This window comes from Pseudomonas sp. VEM90 (assembly GCF_054611535.1).
Genome location: NZ_JBTRAR010000039.1, coordinates 1 through 18,010, shown reverse-complemented (window position 1 = coordinate 18,010; position 18,010 = coordinate 1). Strand labels below are relative to the sequence as shown.

The 18,010-nt window shown below is 61.4% G+C and carries 18 protein-coding genes and 1 pseudogene; 9 read left to right on the top strand and 10 right to left on the bottom strand.

What is annotated here, in order from left to right; all coding sequences use genetic code 11:
- Positions 1-611, top strand: a 611-nt coding sequence (locus ACYCCG_RS25385; RefSeq protein ID WP_459672208.1) for a hypothetical protein, incomplete at its 5' end; no start/stop codon positions are given.
- Here the strand turns inward: ACYCCG_RS25385 and estP are convergent.
- On the bottom strand, positions 595-2,484 hold the full coding sequence (gene estP / locus ACYCCG_RS25380) for an esterase EstP (RefSeq protein WP_339444673.1): 1,890 nt from the start codon (positions 2,482-2,484) through the stop codon (positions 595-597). The genes ACYCCG_RS25385 and estP overlap by 17 nt on opposite strands.
- 367 nt (positions 2,485-2,851) lie before the next feature.
- On the opposite strand from estP, the gene ACYCCG_RS25375 reads away from it, so the two are divergent.
- The 4 genes from ACYCCG_RS25375 to ACYCCG_RS25360 all read left to right on the top strand — a co-directional run bounded on the left by ACYCCG_RS25375 (position 2,852) and on the right by ACYCCG_RS25360 (position 6,175).
- Positions 2,852-3,445: an aminodeoxychorismate/anthranilate synthase component II gene (locus ACYCCG_RS25375; protein WP_003255531.1), complete on the top strand. Its 594-nt coding sequence runs from the start codon at positions 2,852-2,854 to the stop codon at positions 3,443-3,445.
- A 9-nt stretch (positions 3,446-3,454) separates the two neighbouring features.
- Positions 3,455-4,504, top strand: coding sequence for an anthranilate phosphoribosyltransferase (gene trpD, locus ACYCCG_RS25370; RefSeq protein WP_176683488.1), 1,050 nt, complete (start codon positions 3,455-3,457; stop codon positions 4,502-4,504).
- Entirely contained in the window at positions 4,501-5,334 is an 834-nt protein-coding gene (trpC, locus tag ACYCCG_RS25365) for an indole-3-glycerol phosphate synthase TrpC (RefSeq protein ID WP_176683487.1), read from the top strand. The genes trpD and trpC overlap by 4 nt, the downstream gene beginning before the upstream one ends.
- A 136-nt stretch (positions 5,335-5,470) precedes the next feature.
- A complete protein-coding gene (locus ACYCCG_RS25360; protein WP_209968346.1) occupies positions 5,471-6,175 on the top strand; it encodes a lipoate--protein ligase family protein in 705 nt (234 codons plus the stop codon).
- Here the strand turns inward: ACYCCG_RS25360 and crp are convergent.
- Positions 6,172-6,816, bottom strand: coding sequence for a cAMP-activated global transcriptional regulator CRP (crp, locus tag ACYCCG_RS25355; RefSeq protein ID WP_176683485.1), 645 nt, complete (start codon positions 6,814-6,816; stop codon positions 6,172-6,174). The two genes, ACYCCG_RS25360 and crp, sit on opposite strands and share 4 nt — an antisense overlap.
- A gap of 191 nt (positions 6,817-7,007) precedes the next feature.
- On the opposite strand from crp, the gene ACYCCG_RS25350 reads away from it, so the two are divergent.
- The gene (locus ACYCCG_RS25350; RefSeq protein ID WP_039602515.1) at positions 7,008-7,430 is read left to right on the top strand and encodes an OsmC family protein; all 423 of its coding nucleotides are present in this window, start codon (positions 7,008-7,010) and stop codon (positions 7,428-7,430) included.
- Positions 7,431-7,507: 77 nt separating this feature from the next.
- On the opposite strand, the gene ACYCCG_RS25345 is transcribed toward ACYCCG_RS25350, so the two are convergent.
- From ACYCCG_RS25345 to hemJ, 6 genes and pseudogenes are all read right to left on the bottom strand, one after another.
- Positions 7,508-8,548 carry a DUF2157 domain-containing protein gene (locus tag ACYCCG_RS25345; RefSeq protein ID WP_209968342.1) on the bottom strand — a complete coding sequence of 347 codons (1,041 nt, stop codon included), beginning with the start codon at positions 8,546-8,548 and terminating at the stop codon, positions 7,508-7,510.
- Positions 8,549-8,558: 10 nt separating this feature from the next.
- On the bottom strand, positions 8,559-9,206 hold the full coding sequence (gene coq7, locus ACYCCG_RS25340; RefSeq protein ID WP_209968337.1) for a 2-polyprenyl-3-methyl-6-methoxy-1,4-benzoquinone monooxygenase: 648 nt from the start codon (positions 9,204-9,206) through the stop codon (positions 8,559-8,561).
- Between the two features lie 65 nt (positions 9,207-9,271).
- The gene (locus ACYCCG_RS25335; RefSeq protein ID WP_003255518.1) at positions 9,272-9,610 is read right to left on the bottom strand and encodes a histidine triad nucleotide-binding protein; all 339 of its coding nucleotides are present in this window, start codon (positions 9,608-9,610) and stop codon (positions 9,272-9,274) included.
- Between the two features lie 63 nt (positions 9,611-9,673).
- A complete protein-coding gene (locus ACYCCG_RS25330) occupies positions 9,674-10,456 on the bottom strand; it encodes an SDR family NAD(P)-dependent oxidoreductase (protein WP_176683481.1) in 783 nt (260 codons plus the stop codon).
- Positions 10,457-10,558: 102 nt separating this feature from the next.
- Positions 10,559-11,479 (bottom strand): annotated as a pseudogene (locus ACYCCG_RS25325) (NAD(P)H-dependent flavin oxidoreductase); the annotation flags it as partial.
- A gap of 28 nt (positions 11,480-11,507) precedes the next feature.
- The gene (gene hemJ / locus ACYCCG_RS25320) at positions 11,508-11,933 is read right to left on the bottom strand and encodes a protoporphyrinogen oxidase HemJ (protein ID WP_176683479.1); all 426 of its coding nucleotides are present in this window, start codon (positions 11,931-11,933) and stop codon (positions 11,508-11,510) included.
- 142 nt (positions 11,934-12,075) lie between these two features.
- On the opposite strand from hemJ, the gene argC reads away from it, so the two are divergent.
- Together argC and erpA are read left to right on the top strand one after the other, a co-directional pair.
- A complete protein-coding gene (gene argC, locus ACYCCG_RS25315) occupies positions 12,076-13,110 on the top strand; it encodes an N-acetyl-gamma-glutamyl-phosphate reductase (RefSeq protein ID WP_209968330.1) in 1,035 nt (344 codons plus the stop codon).
- 146 nt (positions 13,111-13,256) lie between these two features.
- On the top strand, positions 13,257-13,607 hold the full coding sequence (gene erpA / locus ACYCCG_RS25310) for an iron-sulfur cluster insertion protein ErpA (RefSeq protein ID WP_003255511.1): 351 nt from the start codon (positions 13,257-13,259) through the stop codon (positions 13,605-13,607).
- 61 nt (positions 13,608-13,668) lie between these two features.
- Here erpA and ACYCCG_RS25305 read toward each other — a convergent pair whose 3' ends face one another.
- A complete protein-coding gene (locus tag ACYCCG_RS25305; protein WP_209968327.1) occupies positions 13,669-14,760 on the bottom strand; it encodes an anhydro-N-acetylmuramic acid kinase in 1,092 nt (363 codons plus the stop codon).
- Between the two features lie 3 nt (positions 14,761-14,763).
- Positions 14,764-16,173, bottom strand: a complete 1,410-nt coding sequence (locus ACYCCG_RS25300; protein ID WP_209968324.1) for a peptidoglycan DD-metalloendopeptidase family protein — start codon at positions 16,171-16,173, stop codon at positions 14,764-14,766.
- A 212-nt stretch (positions 16,174-16,385) separates the two neighbouring features.
- On the opposite strand from ACYCCG_RS25300, the gene tyrS reads away from it, so the two are divergent.
- Positions 16,386-17,585 carry a tyrosine--tRNA ligase gene (gene tyrS / locus ACYCCG_RS25295; RefSeq protein ID WP_209968322.1) on the top strand — a complete coding sequence of 400 codons (1,200 nt, stop codon included), beginning with the start codon at positions 16,386-16,388 and terminating at the stop codon, positions 17,583-17,585.
- Positions 17,586-18,010: the final 425 nt, after the last annotated feature.

Genomic DNA, 18,010 nt, shown 5'->3' with positions numbered 1-18,010 from the left:
CGGGTTCACCCGCGAATGGGCCGGGCCTGCTGGCCAATTTCTACCGGCCGTTCACCGTTGCCGCCGCCACCGTATTCGCGGGTAAACCCGCTCCTACAAGGGTGCGCAAGCCTCAGGCATACGAGGCCGTCGTAGGAGCGGGTTCACCCGCGAATGGGCCGGGCCTGCTGGCCAATTTCTACCGGCCGTTCACCGTTGCCGCCGCCACCGTATTCGCGGGTAAACCCGCTCCTACAAGGGTGCGCAAGCCTCAGGCATACGAGGCCGTCGTAGGAGCGGGTTCACCCGCGAATGGGCCGGGCCTGCTGGCCAATTTCTACCGGCCGTTCACCGTTGCCGCCGCCACCGTATTCGCGGGTAAACCCGCTCCTACAAGGGTGCGCAAGCCTCAGGCATACGAGGCCGTCGTAGGAGCGGGTTCACCCGCGAATGGGCCGGGCCTGCTGGCCAATTTCTACCGGCCGTTCACCGTTGCCGCCGCCACCGTATTCGCGGGTAAACCCGCTCCTACAAGGGTGCGCAAGCCTCAGGCATACGAGGCTGGCGTAGGAGCGGGTTTACCCGCGAATGGGCCGCAAAGCGGCCCCCAGCAATTTAGAAGTCCACGCTAACCCCCACGCTAATGCCCTGCTGCGTCAACTCATCACTCTTGCGCCAGTTGTAGTTCCCGCGCAAATGCACCCCCGCCACCAGTTCATGGGTTACGCCCAGGCTCGCCCGGGTCAGGTCGCTGTGCGGTGTATACCCGGTCAGGGTGAAGTCATTTGCCGGCAAGCTGGTCAGGTGCATCGTCACATCCTGGTCGTCGTCCTCGAACTCATGCTCCTGAGCCACCTCGGCGAAAAGCCGGGTACCTGGCAGTACCTGCACACTGCCCAGCAGCCCCACGCCCAGGCGGCGTGACGTGCGCTCCTGGTCATCGAAGCCAAGCGCCGTCGAGCGCCCGCTCTTCTCGTCGTAGCCATCCACCTTCACCCGCGCATAGTCGGCACTGATGAACGGTGCCAACTGCCAGTTGCTGGTGTCGGCCGCCAGGTTGTAGCCCAGCCGCCCGGACAATGCCCAGGCTTCGCCGTCGGTGTCGCCCTTCTCACTGCGGTCATTCACGCCCAGGGCGAAGGTACGCTTGAGGTCGCTGTAGTCCAGGTGCCCGGCGGTCAGCGCTGCGTCGGCCCACCAGCGGTCCTGGCGGTATTGGGCAAAGGCACTGGCCATATAGCTGTTCAGCTTGTAGTCCGAGTCCTGTTCGCCAGCTTCCAGCTTCTGCCGGTACGCACCGCCGGCCAGGCCCAGGCGCCAGGCGTCGCTCAGGCGATAGCTGCCGCCCACGGTCAGGTTGTAGCCGCGGCCGTCACCGCTGGCCGCGCTGTGCTGGCCGTCGAAGTCCAGGTCCTGAGCGCCGCTGGCGACAAAGGCTTGCCATTGGCCAACTGCTTGCCAAGGCGTCTGCCACTGATTACGCAACTCATCCTGGTGAGCCCGCAGGCTGGCGTGGGCCATTTCCGGTAGCAGGGTCAGTTCCCAGGGTGCCGCGAGGATCGAGTAGGCGTAATCGGCAATCAGCTGCTGACCCGCGATGGTCGGGTGGACCGAGTCGTTGAACAGCAGTTTGGTCGGGTCTGGCGTTGTGCCGTTGATCCCGTACACCGGGTTTTCCACGCAGCTATCGCCGCTGTAGCAGGTGCCGACCAGGTTCTGGTCGCTGGCCAGGCCGAACTGACTGGGGCTGGCCAGCGCCTCGCTCAACAGCGTAGGAATGTTCAGTGGAATGATCTGGGCATCGATCTGCCCTAGCTGGCTGATCAGTGACTGGTTGAACGCAGCGGAGAGCAGTGACAGTGGGTTTTGCTGTGGCGTGCCGCTGAAATTGGGCGTTTGGCCGAGGTCAGGTAGCAGCCAGACCATGATGTAGCGCGCGCCTCCTTGCTGAAGGGCTTGGGCGCTGGCAGCCAGGCGGGCGCCGGCGACTACGGCGTCGGCCGGGCTATTCACCAGGCCCTGCAGGAAGTCGTTACCGCCACCTGTCAGGTAATACAAGGCATTTGGGTCGGCGCGCAGGCCGTTGGCCAGGTAGCCGGGGCGCTCGCGCAGCACCAACCCGGCATTGGGGTTTCCTGGTGGGATGACGGTCTCGGACGTTGTCGTGATCGAGTCCAGGATCTGTTGGGTGGTGTACCCACCAACTGCCCAGTTATTACCATCGGGCTGGATGCCTATGGATGTCGACGGGTTAAGGTCGTCTGGCGCGACGCCCAGGCGGCCACCGAGGATCATCGGTGACACCGGAGCGAAGTTACCGTTGGCATCGCGGTTGGTGAAACGCGCGCCTGGGGTACCGCCGCTCAGGTCGGGAAACTGCCCTGCATCGGCGAGGCTGTCGCCAAACACGATGAGGGTTGAATAGGGCGAAGGGCCGGCCAACGCCTGGCTACAGGCCAGGGCCAGTGAAGCGAGGGTAAAGCGCAATAACGGGGCTTTTCGCATCAGGGAACATCCTTTTCTTTGTTTTTATCAGGACAACCCCATCGACCTTAGCAAATCGTCGTGCTTCCCTCCCAAGTCCATTCGTTTCCCCGTGTTTACAGGCATATTGCGCCCGTCGTCCCGGTAGGCTACTGTGCCGGGACGTATGAGCGAGACCTATCCTGTGTTGATCGTCAGCAAACTCTTGATGCGCGTAATCAAGGCCCACGCCCGTTGGCGTTGGCGCGCCTGACTTTATCTCCTGCCGGCCCGCCCGGCCCGTCCCCGTTTGCCTTCTCGTTTACCGCCCGTTGTGGCAAAGCCGCGCCTGTGGCTGGTGCTGGAAGGTTCGAATCATGAAGTCAGTAGATTCAAGAGGTTTAACACCATGTTACTGATGATCGACAATTACGACTCATTCACTTACAACGTCGTTCAGTACCTTGGCGAGCTGGGTGCCGAGGTGAAGGTCATTCGCAATGACGAAATGACAATCGCCCAGATCGAGGCCCTCAACCCTGAGCGCATCGTCGTATCCCCGGGGCCGTGCACTCCAAGTGAGGCAGGCGTGTCTATCGAGGCCATCCTGCATTTCGCCGGGAAGTTGCCAATCCTTGGCGTATGCCTGGGCCACCAGTCAATCGGGCAGGCCTTTGGCGGCGACGTTGTTCGTGCACGCCAGGTCATGCATGGCAAGACCAGCCCGGTATATCACCGCGACCTGGGCGTGTTCGCCAGCCTTAACAACCCGCTGACCGTGACCCGTTACCACTCGCTGGTGGTAAAGCGTGAAACCTTGCCCGACTGCCTGGAAGTTACCGCCTGGACCTCCCATGCTGACGGTTCGGTCGATGAGATCATGGGCCTGCGCCACAAGACGCTGAATATCGAAGGGGTGCAATTCCACCCTGAGTCGATCCTGACCGAGCAGGGCCACGAACTGTTCGCCAATTTCCTCAAGCAGACCGGCGGCCGCCGTTAAGGATCGAACATGGATATCAAGAGTGCGTTGAGCCGTATCGTCGGCCAACTGGACCTTACTACCGAAGAAATGCGCCAGGTCATGCGCCAGATCATGACCGGTCAGTGCAGCGAGGCGCAGATAGGTGCCTTCCTGATGGGCATGCGCATGAAAAGCGAAAGCATCGACGAAATCGTCGGTGCGGTGTCGGTGATGCGTGAACTGGCCGAAAAGGTCGAGCTGCAAAGCCTTGATGGTGTCGTCGACATTGTCGGTACCGGCGGTGACGGCGCTAACATCTTCAACGTATCCACCGCTTCGTCCTTCGTCCTGGCGGCGGCGGGCTGCCCGGTGGCCAAGCATGGTAACCGCGCAGTATCGGGCAAGAGCGGCAGTGCCGACCTGCTGGAAGCTGCCGGCATCTACCTGAACCTGACGCCAACTCAAGTGGCGCGCTGCATCGACAGCCTGGGCATCGGCTTCATGTTCGCGCAAAGTCACCACTCGGCCATGAAACACGCCGCAGGCCCGCGTCGAGAACTGGGGTTGCGCACCCTGTTCAATATGCTCGGCCCGCTTACGAATCCGGCCGGAGTGAAGCACCAGGTGGTCGGTGTGTTCGCGCAAACCCTTTGCCGCCCGCTGGCTGAGGTGCTGCAGCGCCTGGGTAGCAAGCATGTGCTGGTAGTGCACTCGAAGGATGGACTGGACGAGTTCAGCCTGGCGGCACCCACCTTCGTCGCCGAACTGAAAAACGACGAGATCACTGAATATTGGGTCGAGCCGGAAGACCTCGGCATTAAGAGTCAGAGCCTTCATGGCTTGGCAGTCGAGAGCCCGCAGGCTTCGCTGGAGCTGATTCGCGATGCGCTGGGTCGGCGCAAGACCGAGAACGGCCAGAAGGCCGCCGAGATGATCGTGCTTAATGCTGGCGCGGCACTGTATGCCGCTGACCATGCCATGAGCCTGAAAGCCGGTGTAGAACTGGCCCATGATGTACTGCACACCGGCCTGGCCTGGGAGAAGTTGCAGGAATTGGGCGCCTTTACTGCAGTATTCAAGGTGGAGAACGAAGCATGAGTGTGCCGACGGTGCTGGAAAGGATCATTGCCCGCAAATTTCAGGAAGTGGCCGAGCGCAGTGCACGCGTCAGCTTCGCCGAGCTGGAGAGCCTGGCCAAGGCCGCCGACGCCCCGCGTGGCTTCGCCAACGCGCTGATCGAGCAGGCCAAGCGCAAGCAGCCAGCGGTGATTGCCGAAATCAAGAAGGCTTCGCCAAGCAAGGGCGTGATCCGTGAGCATTTCGTGCCGGCGGAAATCGCGGTCAGCTACGAGAAGGGCGGGGCCACCTGCCTGTCGGTGCTGACCGATGTCGATTATTTCCAGGGTGCCGATGAGTACTTGCAGCAGGCCCGCGCAGCGGTTTCGCTGCCGGTGATCCGCAAGGACTTCATGGTCGACCCTTACCAGATCGTCGAAGCCCGGGCCCTGGGGGCAGATTGCGTACTGCTGATCGTGTCGGCGCTGGACGACGTGAAGATGGCTGAACTGGCCGCCACTGCCAAGGACGTCGGCCTCGACGTGCTGGTGGAAGTGCACGATGGCGATGAACTGGAGCGCGCGCTGAAAACCCTGGATACGCCGCTGGTGGGGGTGAACAACCGCAATCTGCACACCTTCGAGGTCAGCCTGGAAACCACCCTTGATCTGCTGCCGCGCATTCCGCGTGACCGTCTGGCGATTACCGAAAGCGGTATTCTCAACCGGGCCGATGTGGAGCTGATGGCAATCAACGAAGTTTACTCGTTCCTGGTGGGGGAGGCGTTCATGCGCGCCGAGCACCCTGGCCTGGAATTACAGCGGCTGTTCTTCCCCGAGCAGGTGAAGAAGACTGTTCAGCACCTGGACTGATCAAATGAAGCCGGCGTTTTTGCCGGCTTTTTTGTACCTGTAATGGCCTCTTCGCGGGCAAGCCCGCTACACGCGCTGTTGTAGGAGCGGGTTTACCCGCGAAGAGACCGGTTAAATCAACATCATAGGTGGATCAATGACCGATCAACCCCTGGCCCTGACTGTCGAACAGGGCCTGCACGCGGAGCAGGAACTGCTGGCCGCCGTCTGCCGCGGCGAACGCGAGAGTGGTGTGCTGTTCTGGCGTCCGACCGACCACGCTCTGGTCATGCCTCGGCGCATGAGCCGGCTGGGCAACTTTGAAGTCGCCTGCGCGGAATTGGCTATTGCTGGCTGGCCGGTGCTGCTGCGAGAAACCGGCGGTGAGCCGGTACCTCAGTCGCATTCGACGGTGAACGTTGCACTGGTCTACGCCGCGCCGCGCAGTGAAGGTGACCACGGCCGTATCGAAAATGCCTACGAGCGCCTGTGTCTGCCGCTGTGCGATGTGCTGCGCGAGTGGGGCGGGGTAGCGTCCGTCGGGGAAATCGACGGGGCCTTCTGCGATGGCCGCTACAACGTCAACCTCAATGGCCGCAAACTGGTGGGTACTGCCCAGCGCTGGCGTCAGGGCCTGGGTGGCAAGCGCCCGGTGGTGCTGGTACACGGTGCGCTGTTGCTGGACAACGAGCGTGAGTCGATGGTGGCGGCGGTCAACCGCTTCAACGAGTGCTGCGAGCTGGAGCAACGCTGTCGCGCTGATGCGCACATCGCCTTGCACGAAGTCGCGCCGGCAGCACCCTGGTTCGAGCGCCTTTCGCAGGCCTACGCCAAGGTGCTGGCCGAGTTGCCCAAGGACTAGCGGGTACCGTAGACCACCATGGTCTTGCCCTTGACCTGCACCAGGCTGCGTTCCTCCAAGTCCTTTAGAACGCGGCCGACCATTTCCCGAGAGCAACCGACGATTCGGCCTATTTCCTGACGGGTGATCTTGATTTGCATGCCATCGGGATGGGTCATGGCGTCCGGCTGCTTGCACAGTTCCAGCAGGCAACGGGCAACTCGCCCGGTCACGTCGAAAAATGCCAAGTCGCCAACCTTGCGGGTAGTGTTGCGCAGGCGCTGGGCCATCTGGCTACCCAGGGCGTAGAGGATTTCAGGGTCCTGGCGCGCCAGTTCGCGAAACTTCTCGTAGCTGATTTCGGCCACTTCGCATTCGGTCTTGGCGCGTACCCAGGCACTGCGCTGCTGTTCGCCATCAATGGGCTCGAACAGGCCTAGCTCGCCAAAGAAATCGCCATTGTTGAGGTAGGCAATGATCATTTCATGGCCGTCGTCGTCCTCGATGAGGATGGTGACCGAACCCTTGATGATGAACGACAGTGTCTCGGCCCGGTCGCCGGCGCAGATGATGTTGCTTTTGGCGGTGTAGCGGCGGCGCTGGCAGTGTACCAGCAGCTTGTCGATGTTCTTTATCTTGGCGGGTAGGGCGGAGGCAACCATCACGAAATCCTGTTCGATACGACGCATAGGCTTTTTATAGAGGTTGGCTGACGGAAAGCGCCAGTCATTTGGCGCCAGCTTATCAGACACTACAGGATGTTTCGGTACTAAACCGACACATCTCGTGCTTTTCCCACAGCCGCACAAGGTCTAAGCTGACACCCTTTTCCGAAAATCAGGAGTCCGGGTAGATGAAGGCACGTATCCAGTGGGCCGGTGAGGCAATGTTCCTCGGCGAATCGGGGAGCGGCCATGTCGTCGTAATGGACGGCCCGCCCGAGGCCGGTGGCCGCAACCTGGGCGTGCGACCGATGGAAATGCTGTTGCTGGGCCTGGGTGGCTGCAGCAGCTTTGACGTGGTGAGCATCCTGAAGAAGTCGCGCCAGGCAGTGGAAAGCTGCGAGGCGTTTCTGGACGCGGAGCGCGCCAGCGAAGACCCGAAGGTGTTCACCAAGATTCACATGAACTTCGTGGTGAAGGGGCGTGGGCTGAAAGAAGCGCAGGTCAAGCGGGCGGTGGAGCTGTCAGCGGAAAAGTACTGCTCGGCTTCGATCATGCTTGAGCGTGCCGGGGTTGAGATTACCCATGGGTATGAAATCGTGGAGCTGGGTTAAGGCTGAGATTCCGGCGCCGCTTTGCAGCCCTTGTGGGAGCGGGTGAACCCGCTCCCACATCTGGCCCAGGGCGGCCTTCAGTTGCGCAGGGCCGGAAGGGCCATCCGCAGCCATTGCGGAAGACTGCTTCTTAGCGCCTGGCTCATCCGCTCCCGGTGCTTCTGGTAAATCAGCCCAAGCCAGATAACCCCCAGCCCGATAAAGGTCACCACCACTGGGAACAGTAGCGACTGGGCAAACACCTCATACGCTAGGTACCCCAGGTAAGCGGCCACTCCCAGCGCACCAAACACCATGAACACCGGCCGGCGCAGCAGCACCGCCATGCCCATCAGCGCAATGTTGATCAGGCAGTACAGGGCCTTGCCCAACTCACTGCCGCTGTCCAGCAGCGTCAACCCGCCCCAGAATGCTGCCAGCCCGGCCAGATAACCCCAACGGGCGTAGTCTTCACGCGTGCGGCCGTCTATCACGACGAAAACCACCAGCAAGCCCAACCCAAACCACAGTGATACGTGGCGGCGCTGCTCCCAGCTGAACGGGGAGCCGAAGAACCACTCGCTAAGGTCCATCGACATGAACCACAAGGCCACGGCTACAGGCATGACGACGAACGGGTAGGGGATCAACCGCAGCATTAGCAGGCCGGCAAGCACCGTGGCTGCTTCCATCGCCAGCCAGCCGCCCTGCACGTAGGTGTAGTACTGGTGGTAGTCGGCCTGCGCATCGTCCAGTGGCCACCAGCCAAACATGCGTTCGATAGCGAATACCGCCAGCGGCACGATGCTGACTGCAACGGCAGCCAGTACGCCAGCAGCGACGGGTTGGGCGCGGCGCTGCAGATTGAGGGCGAGCAAGGTGATCAGCAGGATGTAGAGGCTGGCGATGATCAACAGCGCGCCGTCACCGAGGCTCATCCAGGCCTCGGTGAGCAACCAGCCCATGGCCGCCATGATCAGCATGGCGCCAAAGTAGAAGGCAACATGGGCCAGCTGGAAGCTGCCACGAGGTGCGGGTTGCTGGCGCAGGAATGCCAGCAGGCTTTGATCCTGACCCGGCTGGAGAATGCCTGCTTGCACGGCGCGCGCCAGGTCCTTGGCGTCGAATCGATCCGTCATGGTGATACCTTCAGATGCGGTATGTGCTCTTGGTCATGACCTTGGCCAGCAAGCTCATGCCAAAGCGGACGGGGGCCGGAAAGCGATAACCACCGGCTTCCAGTGCAGACTCGGCGTGTTGCTCTTCGTCAATGCGCATTTGCTCGAGAATGGCCCGGGATTTTTCATCTTCGTGCGGCAACTGCTCCAGGTGCTCGTCGAGGTGCTTGCACACCTGATGTTCGGTAGCGGCGACGAAGCCCAGGCTGACCTTGTCGCTGACCAGCCCGGCGAGTGCGCCGATGCCGAACGACATGCCGTAGAACAGCGGGTTGAGCACGCTCGGGTGGCTGTTCAACTGGCGAATGCGCTGTTCGCACCAGGCCAGGTGATCCACTTCTTCCTCGGCGGCATGCTCCATGGCCTTGCGCACTTCCGGGAGCTTGGCGGTCAGGGCCTGGCCTTGGTACAGCGCCTGGGCGCAGACTTCACCGGTATGGTTGATGCGCATCAGCCCGGCAATATGACGGGCCTGTTGCTCGTCCATGTCGGCATCTGGCTGGACGATGGCCGGCGATGGCCGGGCGGGTTGGCCGCTGAATGGCAGCAAGGTGCGCATGGCAGTATCGGCCTGCAGCAACAAGCGGTCGAGCGGCGAGTAGTGACGTTCGGTAGCCATCGGGCACCTCCGCAAGAATGTGCCCGACAGTTTACCGCAATAGCGGCGGGGTCGCTTGCCGTGGGTCAGCCCGGCGGCCAGTTCATCTGGCGCTGGCCAAGCACGTGCATATGGATGTGGTAGACGGTCTGGCCGCCTTTGGGGTTGCAGTTCATGACCACGCGGAAACCTTCCTCGCAGCCTTGTTCGACAGCCAGGCGTTGGGCGGTGAACAAGATGTGGCCAGCCAGGGCCTTGTCTTCTTCGGTCAGGTCATTGAGGGTGCGAATGTGCTTTTTCGGGATGACCAGAAAATGTACCGGTGCCGCGGGTGCAATGTCCTTGAAGGCCAGGATCTGGTCGTCTTCATAGATGATATCTGCCGGGATTTCCCGGTTGATGATTTTGAGGAATAGATCGTCCACAGCACTTGCTCCATGGTGAGGGTCGGGCCGAGTGTACTCAGCCGGGCGCCGCTCGCCCAGTGGCTATTCCATACCGATGGGGCAATAGCGGCGGTGGATGGCCCCAGCCAGCTTGCGCACCAGCCAGCGCGGCAGCAAACGCGGGGCGAACGCCAGCCAGCGGTTGCGCCGGCCGGGCATGATCAGTGCGCGGTTCTTGTCCAGCGCCCGCACGGTGTACAGCGCCACTTCCTCGGCGCTGAGACAGCGCGGCTTGCCATCTAGCCGCGCAATGCGCCGGCGTGCGGAACGTACTGGGCCAGGGCACAGTACAGAGACCTTGATGCCGGTGCGCTTGAGTTCTTCGCGCAGGGCCTGGGAAAAGCTCAACACGTAGGCCTTGCTAGCGGCATAGGCGGCCATCCATGGGCCAGGCGCCACCCCGGCCAGGCCGGCGACGTTGAGAATCTGCCCGCCACCCTGCACAGCCATCAGGTTACCGATGGCGTGGCACAGGCGGCTCAGGGCCAGCACGTTGACCTCCAGCAGGTCTTGTTCGTCGGCCCATTCATGGGCCAGGAACGGCCCATAGGTGCGCAAGCCCGCGCAGTTGACCAGCAAATCGATACGCCGCTCACCTTCTTCCAGCTCTAGCACGAAGCCTGAAAGGCGCAACGGCTGGCTGAGGTCGCAGGCGCGGAACAGCACCTCGACACCGAAACGCTGGGTCAGCTCCATGGCGACAGGCTCCAGCGTTTCTCGTTGGCGTGCCACCAGGATCAGGTTGCGCCCGCGCCGTGCCAGCGCTTCCGCCAAGGCCAGGCCCAGGCCGCTGGAAGCACCAGTGATCATGGCGTAACGGGTCATGCAAGGCTCCTGGGGGCGGAAGAGGGCGCCTAGTGTACAACTTGCCCGTGCAAGGTGTTGCCTTTTGCTACAGGGCGCGGTCCCGCAAACCTGGCAGCGTTCCAGGGCTTGTCGGTACTCGCCATGCAGGCGCTCGATCAATGCGCTGGCGCTGGGCAGGTCATGGATGGCTCCGACGCCCTGGCCCGCTGACCATACGGTCTTCCAGGCCTTGGCTTCGTCATCGATCGGCTTGAGCTTGCCTTGCACGTGCCCCCCCTTGAGGGCGTTCATGTCGTAGCCGGCCTGCTCCAGGCTCTGACGCAGGAAGCTGGCGGGGATACCGGACACCACGGGTGTGTGGATGATGTCGGCGGCATGGGCATCCAGCAGCATCTGTTTGTAGGCGCCCTGAGCCTGGCTTTCTGTGGTGGCGATGAAGCGCGTGCCCATGTACGCCAGGTCCGCCCCCAGCAGTTGTGCGGCCAGGATTTCGTGGCCGTGGTTAATGCAGCCAGCCAGCAGCAGGGTCTTGTCGAAGAACTGGCGAATTTCTGCGGCCAGGGCGAACGGGCTCCAGATGCCGGCATGGCCGCCCGCGCCTGCGGCGACGGCGATAAGGCCATCGACACCAGCTTCGGCGGCCTTTTCGGCATGCCGGCGGGTGGTGACATCATGAAACACCAGGCCGCCGTAGCTGTGTACGGCATCGACCACTTCCTTCACCGCGCCCAGGCTGGTGATGACGATCGGCACCCGGTGCTCCACGCACAAGGCTAGGTCGGCCTGCAGGCGCGGGTTGGTCGGGTGGACGATCAGGTTGACGGCGTAGGGCGCTGGCGCCTGCAGTTGAGCCAGGCCAGCCTCGATCTCTTCCAGCCAGGCCTTGAAGCCAGCGCTGTCGCGTTGGTTCAGGGCCGGGAAACTGCCAACCACGCCGTTGGCGCAGCAGGCCAGCACCAGTTGGGGGTTGGAGATGAGGAACATCGGCGCAGCAACCACGGGCAGCCGCAGGCGTTGTTCGAGCGAGGCAGGTAGCGACATGGCAAGGCTCCTTGAGCGGGTGGCTATGTCAGAACGGTTTCACCACCACCAGAATTACGATAGCCAGCAGGATCAGCACGGGCACTTCGTTGAACCAGCGATAGTAGACATGGCTGCGGGTGTTGGTGCCGTTGGCGAAGCGTTTGCGCTGGGCACCGCACACGTGATGGTAGCCGGTCAGCAGGATGACCAGGGTGAGCTTGGCATGCAGCCATCCCTGGCTCAGCCAGCCGGGGGTGAGGTACAGCATCCAGATGCCAAAAACGTAGGTGGCGATCATCGCCGGGTTCATGATGCCGCGGTACAGCTTGCGCTCCATGGTCACGAAGCGATCCTGGCTGATGCTGTCCTGGCTCTGGGCGTGGTAGACGAACAGCCTGGGCAGGTAGAACAGGCCGGCGAACCAGCAGACCACGCTGACGATATGCAGCGCTTTGATCCATAGGTAAAGCATGGAGGGAGTTCCTTCAGGTAATCACGGTCGTCAGATAGTAGTGGTCAAGCGCCCGAAGGGTCACCCGAAGAGTTGTTACAGGCGCCCCGCGCCCCTATTATCGTGCGCTTTCCAGACGGCTCGTTGATAAGGGGCAAGCGTTATGATCAAGGTCGGTATCGTCGGCGGCACGGGTTACACCGGCGTCGAACTGTTGCGTCTGCTGGCACAGCATCCACAGGCCGAAGTGGCGGTCATCACTTCGCGCTCCGAGGCGGGCGTGGCGGTGGCGGACATGTACCCGAACCTGCGCGGCCACTATGACGGGCTGGCGTTCAGCGTACCGGACAGCAAGGCTTTGGCTGCCTGCGATGTGGTGTTCTTCGCCACGCCGCATGGTGTTGCCCACGCCCTGGCTGGTGAGTTGCTGGTGGCCGGCACCAAGGTGATCGACCTGTCGGCCGACTTCCGCCTGCAGGATGCGGCCGAGTGGGGCAAGTGGTACGGTCAGCCCCATGGCGCGCCAGAGTTGCTCAAGGACGCTGTGTATGGCCTGCCTGAAGTCAACCGCGAGAAGATCCGCCAGGCTCGCCTGATCGCTGTGCCGGGTTGCTATCCGACCGCCACCCAGCTGGGCTTCCTGCCGCTGCTGGAAGCAGGGCTGGCTGACCCGTCGCGCCTGATCGCCGACTGCAAGTCGGGCGTCAGCGGTGCAGGCCGTGGTGCGGCAGTGGGCTCGCTGTTCTGCGAAGCCGGCGAAAGCATGAAGGCATACGCGGTAAAGGGCCATCGCCACCTGCCGGAGATCAGCCAAGGCTTGCGCCTGGCCGCGGGCAAGGACATCGGGCTGACTTTCGTGCCGCATCTGACGCCGATGATCCGCGGCATCCATGCCACCCTGTACGCGAATGTGGTCGATACCTCGGTCGACCTGCAGGCGCTGTACGAGAAGCGCTACGCCGACGAACCGTTCGTCGACGTGATGCCAGCTGGCAGCCATCCGGAAACCCGCAGCGTGCGCGGCGCCAACGTTTGTCGCATTGCGGTTCATCGTCCGCAGGGTGGTGACCTGGTGGTGGTGCTGTCGGTGATCGACAACCTGGTCAAGGGCGCCTCCGGCCAGGCGGTACAGAACCTCAACATTCTGTTCGGCCTGGATGAGCGCATGGGCCTGGCCCATGCCGGCTTGCTGCCGTAAGCAGCCAGCGTTCGAAAAGGCCCGCGTCGTGCGGGCCTTTTTGTATGTCGCGACTAAAGCCGCACAATTCTTGACCGATTTTCTCGGGAAAGCGGATAATGCGCGTCATCGAGTTTTATGGCGGCTACCGCGCCGGGAGAATCAACATGAGTGTCGAAACCTTCACCCCTACCGGCCTGGAGTTCACCCATGGGGCAGCCCAGAAGGTGAAAAACCTGGTCAATGAGGAAGGCAATGAACGTCTGAAACTGCGGGTGTTCGTGACCGGTGGTGGTTGCTCGGGCTTCCAGTATGGCTTTACGTTTGATGAAGATGTGGCCGAAGATGACACCATCGTCGAGCGCGAGGGCGTTTCCCTGGTGGTCGACCCGATGAGCTTCCAGTACCTGGCCGGCGCCGAAGTGGACTACCAGGAAGGCCTGGAAGGTTCGCGTTTCGTTATCAAGAATCCGAATGCCGCCACCACCTGTGGTTGCGGCTCGTCGTTCTCGATCTGAGACTTCGCCAGAAAGCAAAACGCCGCGCAATTGCGCGGCGTTTTGCTTTCTGGCGAAGCGGTCATGCCGGGTAGATCGCGCCCAGTATGCGCAACCCTTTGGCGGCAGTAACGGTGGGGCGGTTGGCAGCGATGCCTTCCAGGCAGCAATGGGCCAGCCAGGCAAAGGCCATGGCCTCGACCCAATCCGGGTCCACACCATGGGCGTCAGTGCTGGCGACATGGGCTTCGGGTAACAACTGACCGAGGCGGGCCATCAGCGCACCGTTACGTGCGCCACCACCACATACAAGAAGCGCTTCGGTGGCTTGCTGGGCGTTGCTCAACGACTCGATGATGCTGCGAGCGGTCAGCTCCAGCAGTGTTGCCTGTACGTCTTCGTCGCGGTAAACGGGTAGGCGGGCCAGGTGAGCATCCAGCCAAGGCAGGTTGAATACCTCGCGGCCGGTGCTCTTCGGGCCGCTGTCGGCGAAGAACGGGTCGCTGAGCAACGCGTTGAGCAAGCTGGCTTGCACAACCCCTGAGGCAGCCCAGGCACCATCGGTATCGTAGGCCTGGCCAAGTTTTCGCTCGATCCAGGCGTCCAGCAGCACATTACCCGGGCCACAGTCGAAGCCGTGGACCGGTTTATCGTGTTCGATCAGGCTCAGGTTGCTGAAGCCGCCCACGTTCAGGATTGCCAGTCGCTGGCCAAGGTGGCTGAACAGGGTTTCGTGGAAGGCAGGCACCAGCGGCGCGCCTTGGCCGCCGGCTGCCACATCGCGGCGGCGGAAGTCGGCGACCACACTGATGCCAGTAAGCTCGGCGAGCAGCGCCGGGTTGCCGATCTGCACGGTAAAACCACGTGCCGGCTCGTGGCGGATGGTCTGGCCGTGGCTGCCAATGGCGCGGATGGCTTCCGCCTTCAGGCCTTGGCGAGCCAGCAATTGGTGGATACCTTCGCCTGCCAGGCTAGCCCAGCGGTTTTCTGCCAGCGCCGCACGTGCGATCTCGTCAGGGCCGCTGCTGCACAGGGCAAGCAGCTCCTGACGCAAGTCGTTGGGCATTGGCAGGTAATGGGTGGCGAGCAGCTCAAGCTGCTCGCCTTGTTCGATCAGGGCAATGTCCAGGCCATCAAGGCTGGTGCCGGACATCACCCCCAGATAGAGCGCCATGGCTTAGCGCTTGTTCGCTGCGAGCAGAGTTGCCTTTTCCTGGTCCATACGGGCAATCAGTGGTTGGCTCTGCTGCAAGAAGCGCTGGCGCTCGTTTCTGGCGATCGGGTCGGCCATCGGCACTTTCTGACTCAGCGGATCGACGTGCACGCCGTTGACCTGAAACTCGTAGTGCAGGTGTGGGCCGGTAGACAGGCCAGTGGTGCCAATATAGCCAATGATCTGGCCCTGCTTGACCGTGCTGCCGGTCTTGATGCCCTTGGCGAAGCCTTGCATATGGCCATACAGCGTCTTGTAACGGTTACCGTGCTGGATAATCACGGTATTGCCGTAGCCGCCTCGGCGACCGGCCAGTTCGATACGGCCGTCACCAGCTGCCTTGATCGGTGTGCCGCGGGGAGCTGCGTAGTCGACGCCCTTGTGGGCGCGGATCTTGTTCAGGATCGGGTGCTTGCGGCCGGCGGAAAAGCGCGAGCTGATGCGGGCGAAGTCGACCGGGGTACGGATGAAGGCCTTGCGCAGGCTGTTGCCGTCGGCGGTGTAGTAGCTAGTGTTGCCCTGCTTGTTGGTATAGCGCACGGCGGTATAGGTCTTGCCGCGGTTGGTGAAGCGGGCGGACAGGATATTGCCGGTACCGACAACCTTGCCGTCTATCACTTTCTGCTCATAGACCACGTCGAATTCGTCGCCCGGGCGAATATCCTGAGCGAAGTCGATGTCGTAACCCAGCACGCGGGCCAGGCTCATGGTCATGCTGTGGGGCAGGCCTGCGCGCTGGGCCGATGCCGACAGCGAACTCTTGATCACACCGCGGGCATAGGCGGTACGCACCACTGGTTTGCTGATTTCACGATTGAAGGTGTAGCCCTTGGCGGTCTTGGTCAGGTGAATGGTTTCGAGGTTACTGACCTTGCTGTGCAGGCTGACCAGTTGGCCATCCTTGTCGAGTTCGAACTGCAGCACTTGGCCGTGCTTGAGCTGGCTGAATTGCTTGGCCTGCTTGTTACTTGCCAGCAGGTCATGCACTGCATTGGCCGGCAGGCCAACCTTGGCGAACAGGGTTGACAGTGTATCGCCACGGGCCACGGTGATCTCGCGGTGGCCTGGTTCTTTGGTAGCTTCGGCGGCCGGGGCTTTCTGTTCGGCCTTCTGAGTCTCGGGGGCTGCGTCTTCGATCTGGACGAAAGGCGAGGTTTGCCCGCGTTCTGCCTGCACCAGTGGCGCAGCACGGGTCTCGTCTTTCAACTGCTCGGCAGGGCTTTCCAGCTCGAGGTTGAGGGTGGTTTTCTTGGCTTCCACTTCGCTGGATGGAAATACCAGTAGAGCCAAGCTGAGCAGGGCGGCAATGCCGCTGGCGGCCAACAGATGGCTTTTCGGATAAAGCGGGGGCGCTTTAGGCGGTTCGTTGGTCATAGGCAAGGTGACTTTGAAAAAGTGAAATGGAAAAGATGAATGACATGATGAAGATGAAATAACTGTATAAAATATAACCAAATCCATTTTCACGCAAGGGCGCGTAGACGCCGCAAGCCTGTCCCCGGGTCACATTCCTTTGCGAAACTTGTATTTGACAGCCGATCTTGTATGGTTGGCTCCCCCTGAATCTGAGCCTTGCGGGTTTGTCTATGAAGTCGGTTGAAGAGCAGCTGGCGCTTATCAAGCGCGGTGCGGAAGAAGTACTGGTCGAGTCGGAACTGGTGGAGAAGCTCAAGCGCGGCCAGCCTCTGCGCATCAAGGCTGGCTTCGACCCGACTGCACCTGACCTGCACCTTGGTCACACGGTGCTGATCAACAAGCTGCGTCAGTTCCAGGAGCTGGGTCATCAGGTCATCTTCCTTATCGGTGATTTCACCGGCATGATCGGCGACCCCAGTGGCAAAAGTGCCACCCGCCCGCCGCTGACGCGTGAGCAGGTGCTGGATAACGCCGAGACTTACAAGCAGCAGGTGTTCAAGATCCTCGATCCTGCCAAGACCGAAGTCGCGTTCAACTCCACCTGGATGGACAAGCTGACCCCCGCCGACTTCATTCGCCTGGCGTCGCAGTACACTGTGGCGCGCATGCTGGAGCGTGATGACTTCGACAAGCGCTACACCACCAATCAGCCGATTGCCATCCACGAGTTCCTCTACCCGCTGGTGCAAGGCTACGACTCGGTGGCGCTGAAGGCGGATGTAGAGCTGGGTGGTACCGATCAGAAGTTCAACCTGCTGATGGGGCGCGAGCTGCAGCGCGCCTATGGTCAGGAAGCGCAGAACATCGTGACCATGCCACTGCTCGAAGGGCTCGACGGCGTGAAGAAGATGTCCAAGTCGCTGGGTAACTATGTCGGCATCCAGGAAGCGCCGGGGGTGATGTACAGCAAGCTTGTGTCTATCCCGGATACCCTGATGTGGCGTTACTTCGAGCTGCTGAGCTTCCGTTCGATGGAAGAAATCGAGCAGTTCCGTACCGACGTCGCCAACGGCGCCAACCCGCGTGACATCAAGATCAAGTTGGCGGAAGAAATTGTGGCGCGCTTCCATGGTGAGGAGGCTGCGGCCAGTGCTCACCGTGCTGCCGGTAACCGTATGAAGGAAGGCGAGCTGCCGGAGGACTTGCCGGAGATCGAAGTGGCTGCGACAGAGGACCTGCCGATCGCTGCCGTGCTGAACCGGGCCGGGTTGGTGAAGAACTCGGCACAGGCTCGTGATTTGCTTAGTGGCGGCGCGGTGAAGGTTGATGGTGCCGTGGTCGACAAGGACTTCATGTTTGTCCTTGGCGCTACTCATGTATGCCAGGCGGGTAAGAAGTCGTTTGGCCGGGTTACCCTCAAGGCTGAGTGATTGGCTGGTGGTGTAGCTATATAGAAGCGGGGAGGCCGGTAGGCCTCCCCGTTTTGTTTTTGGGGTTTGGTTGTTGTTGTTGTTGTTGTTGTTGTTGTTGTAGGGGGGTATGTCTTGAGGTGGTTTTGGCGGTGAGATGTGTCTGCCATAACCCCTGCAGCGCCTGTGAGATCGAGCGCCGCCCGCGCGGCGCTCGGTCTCACAGGCGCTGAAACTGTTGTGGCGAACACTTGGCAGCCCCGATACGGTCTTTTCACCTTATATTTCACTTTCTTGAAATTAAAGGTTGACGCCCTCTCGAATCCCCTTATAATGCGCCCCACTTCCAGCGACAACGGAACGACAAACTCCTTGAAATTCAATGAGTTAGACAATTCTGAAGGTGCTGTAAGGGCTACGATCAAATGATCGAAAGCGGTTGAAAA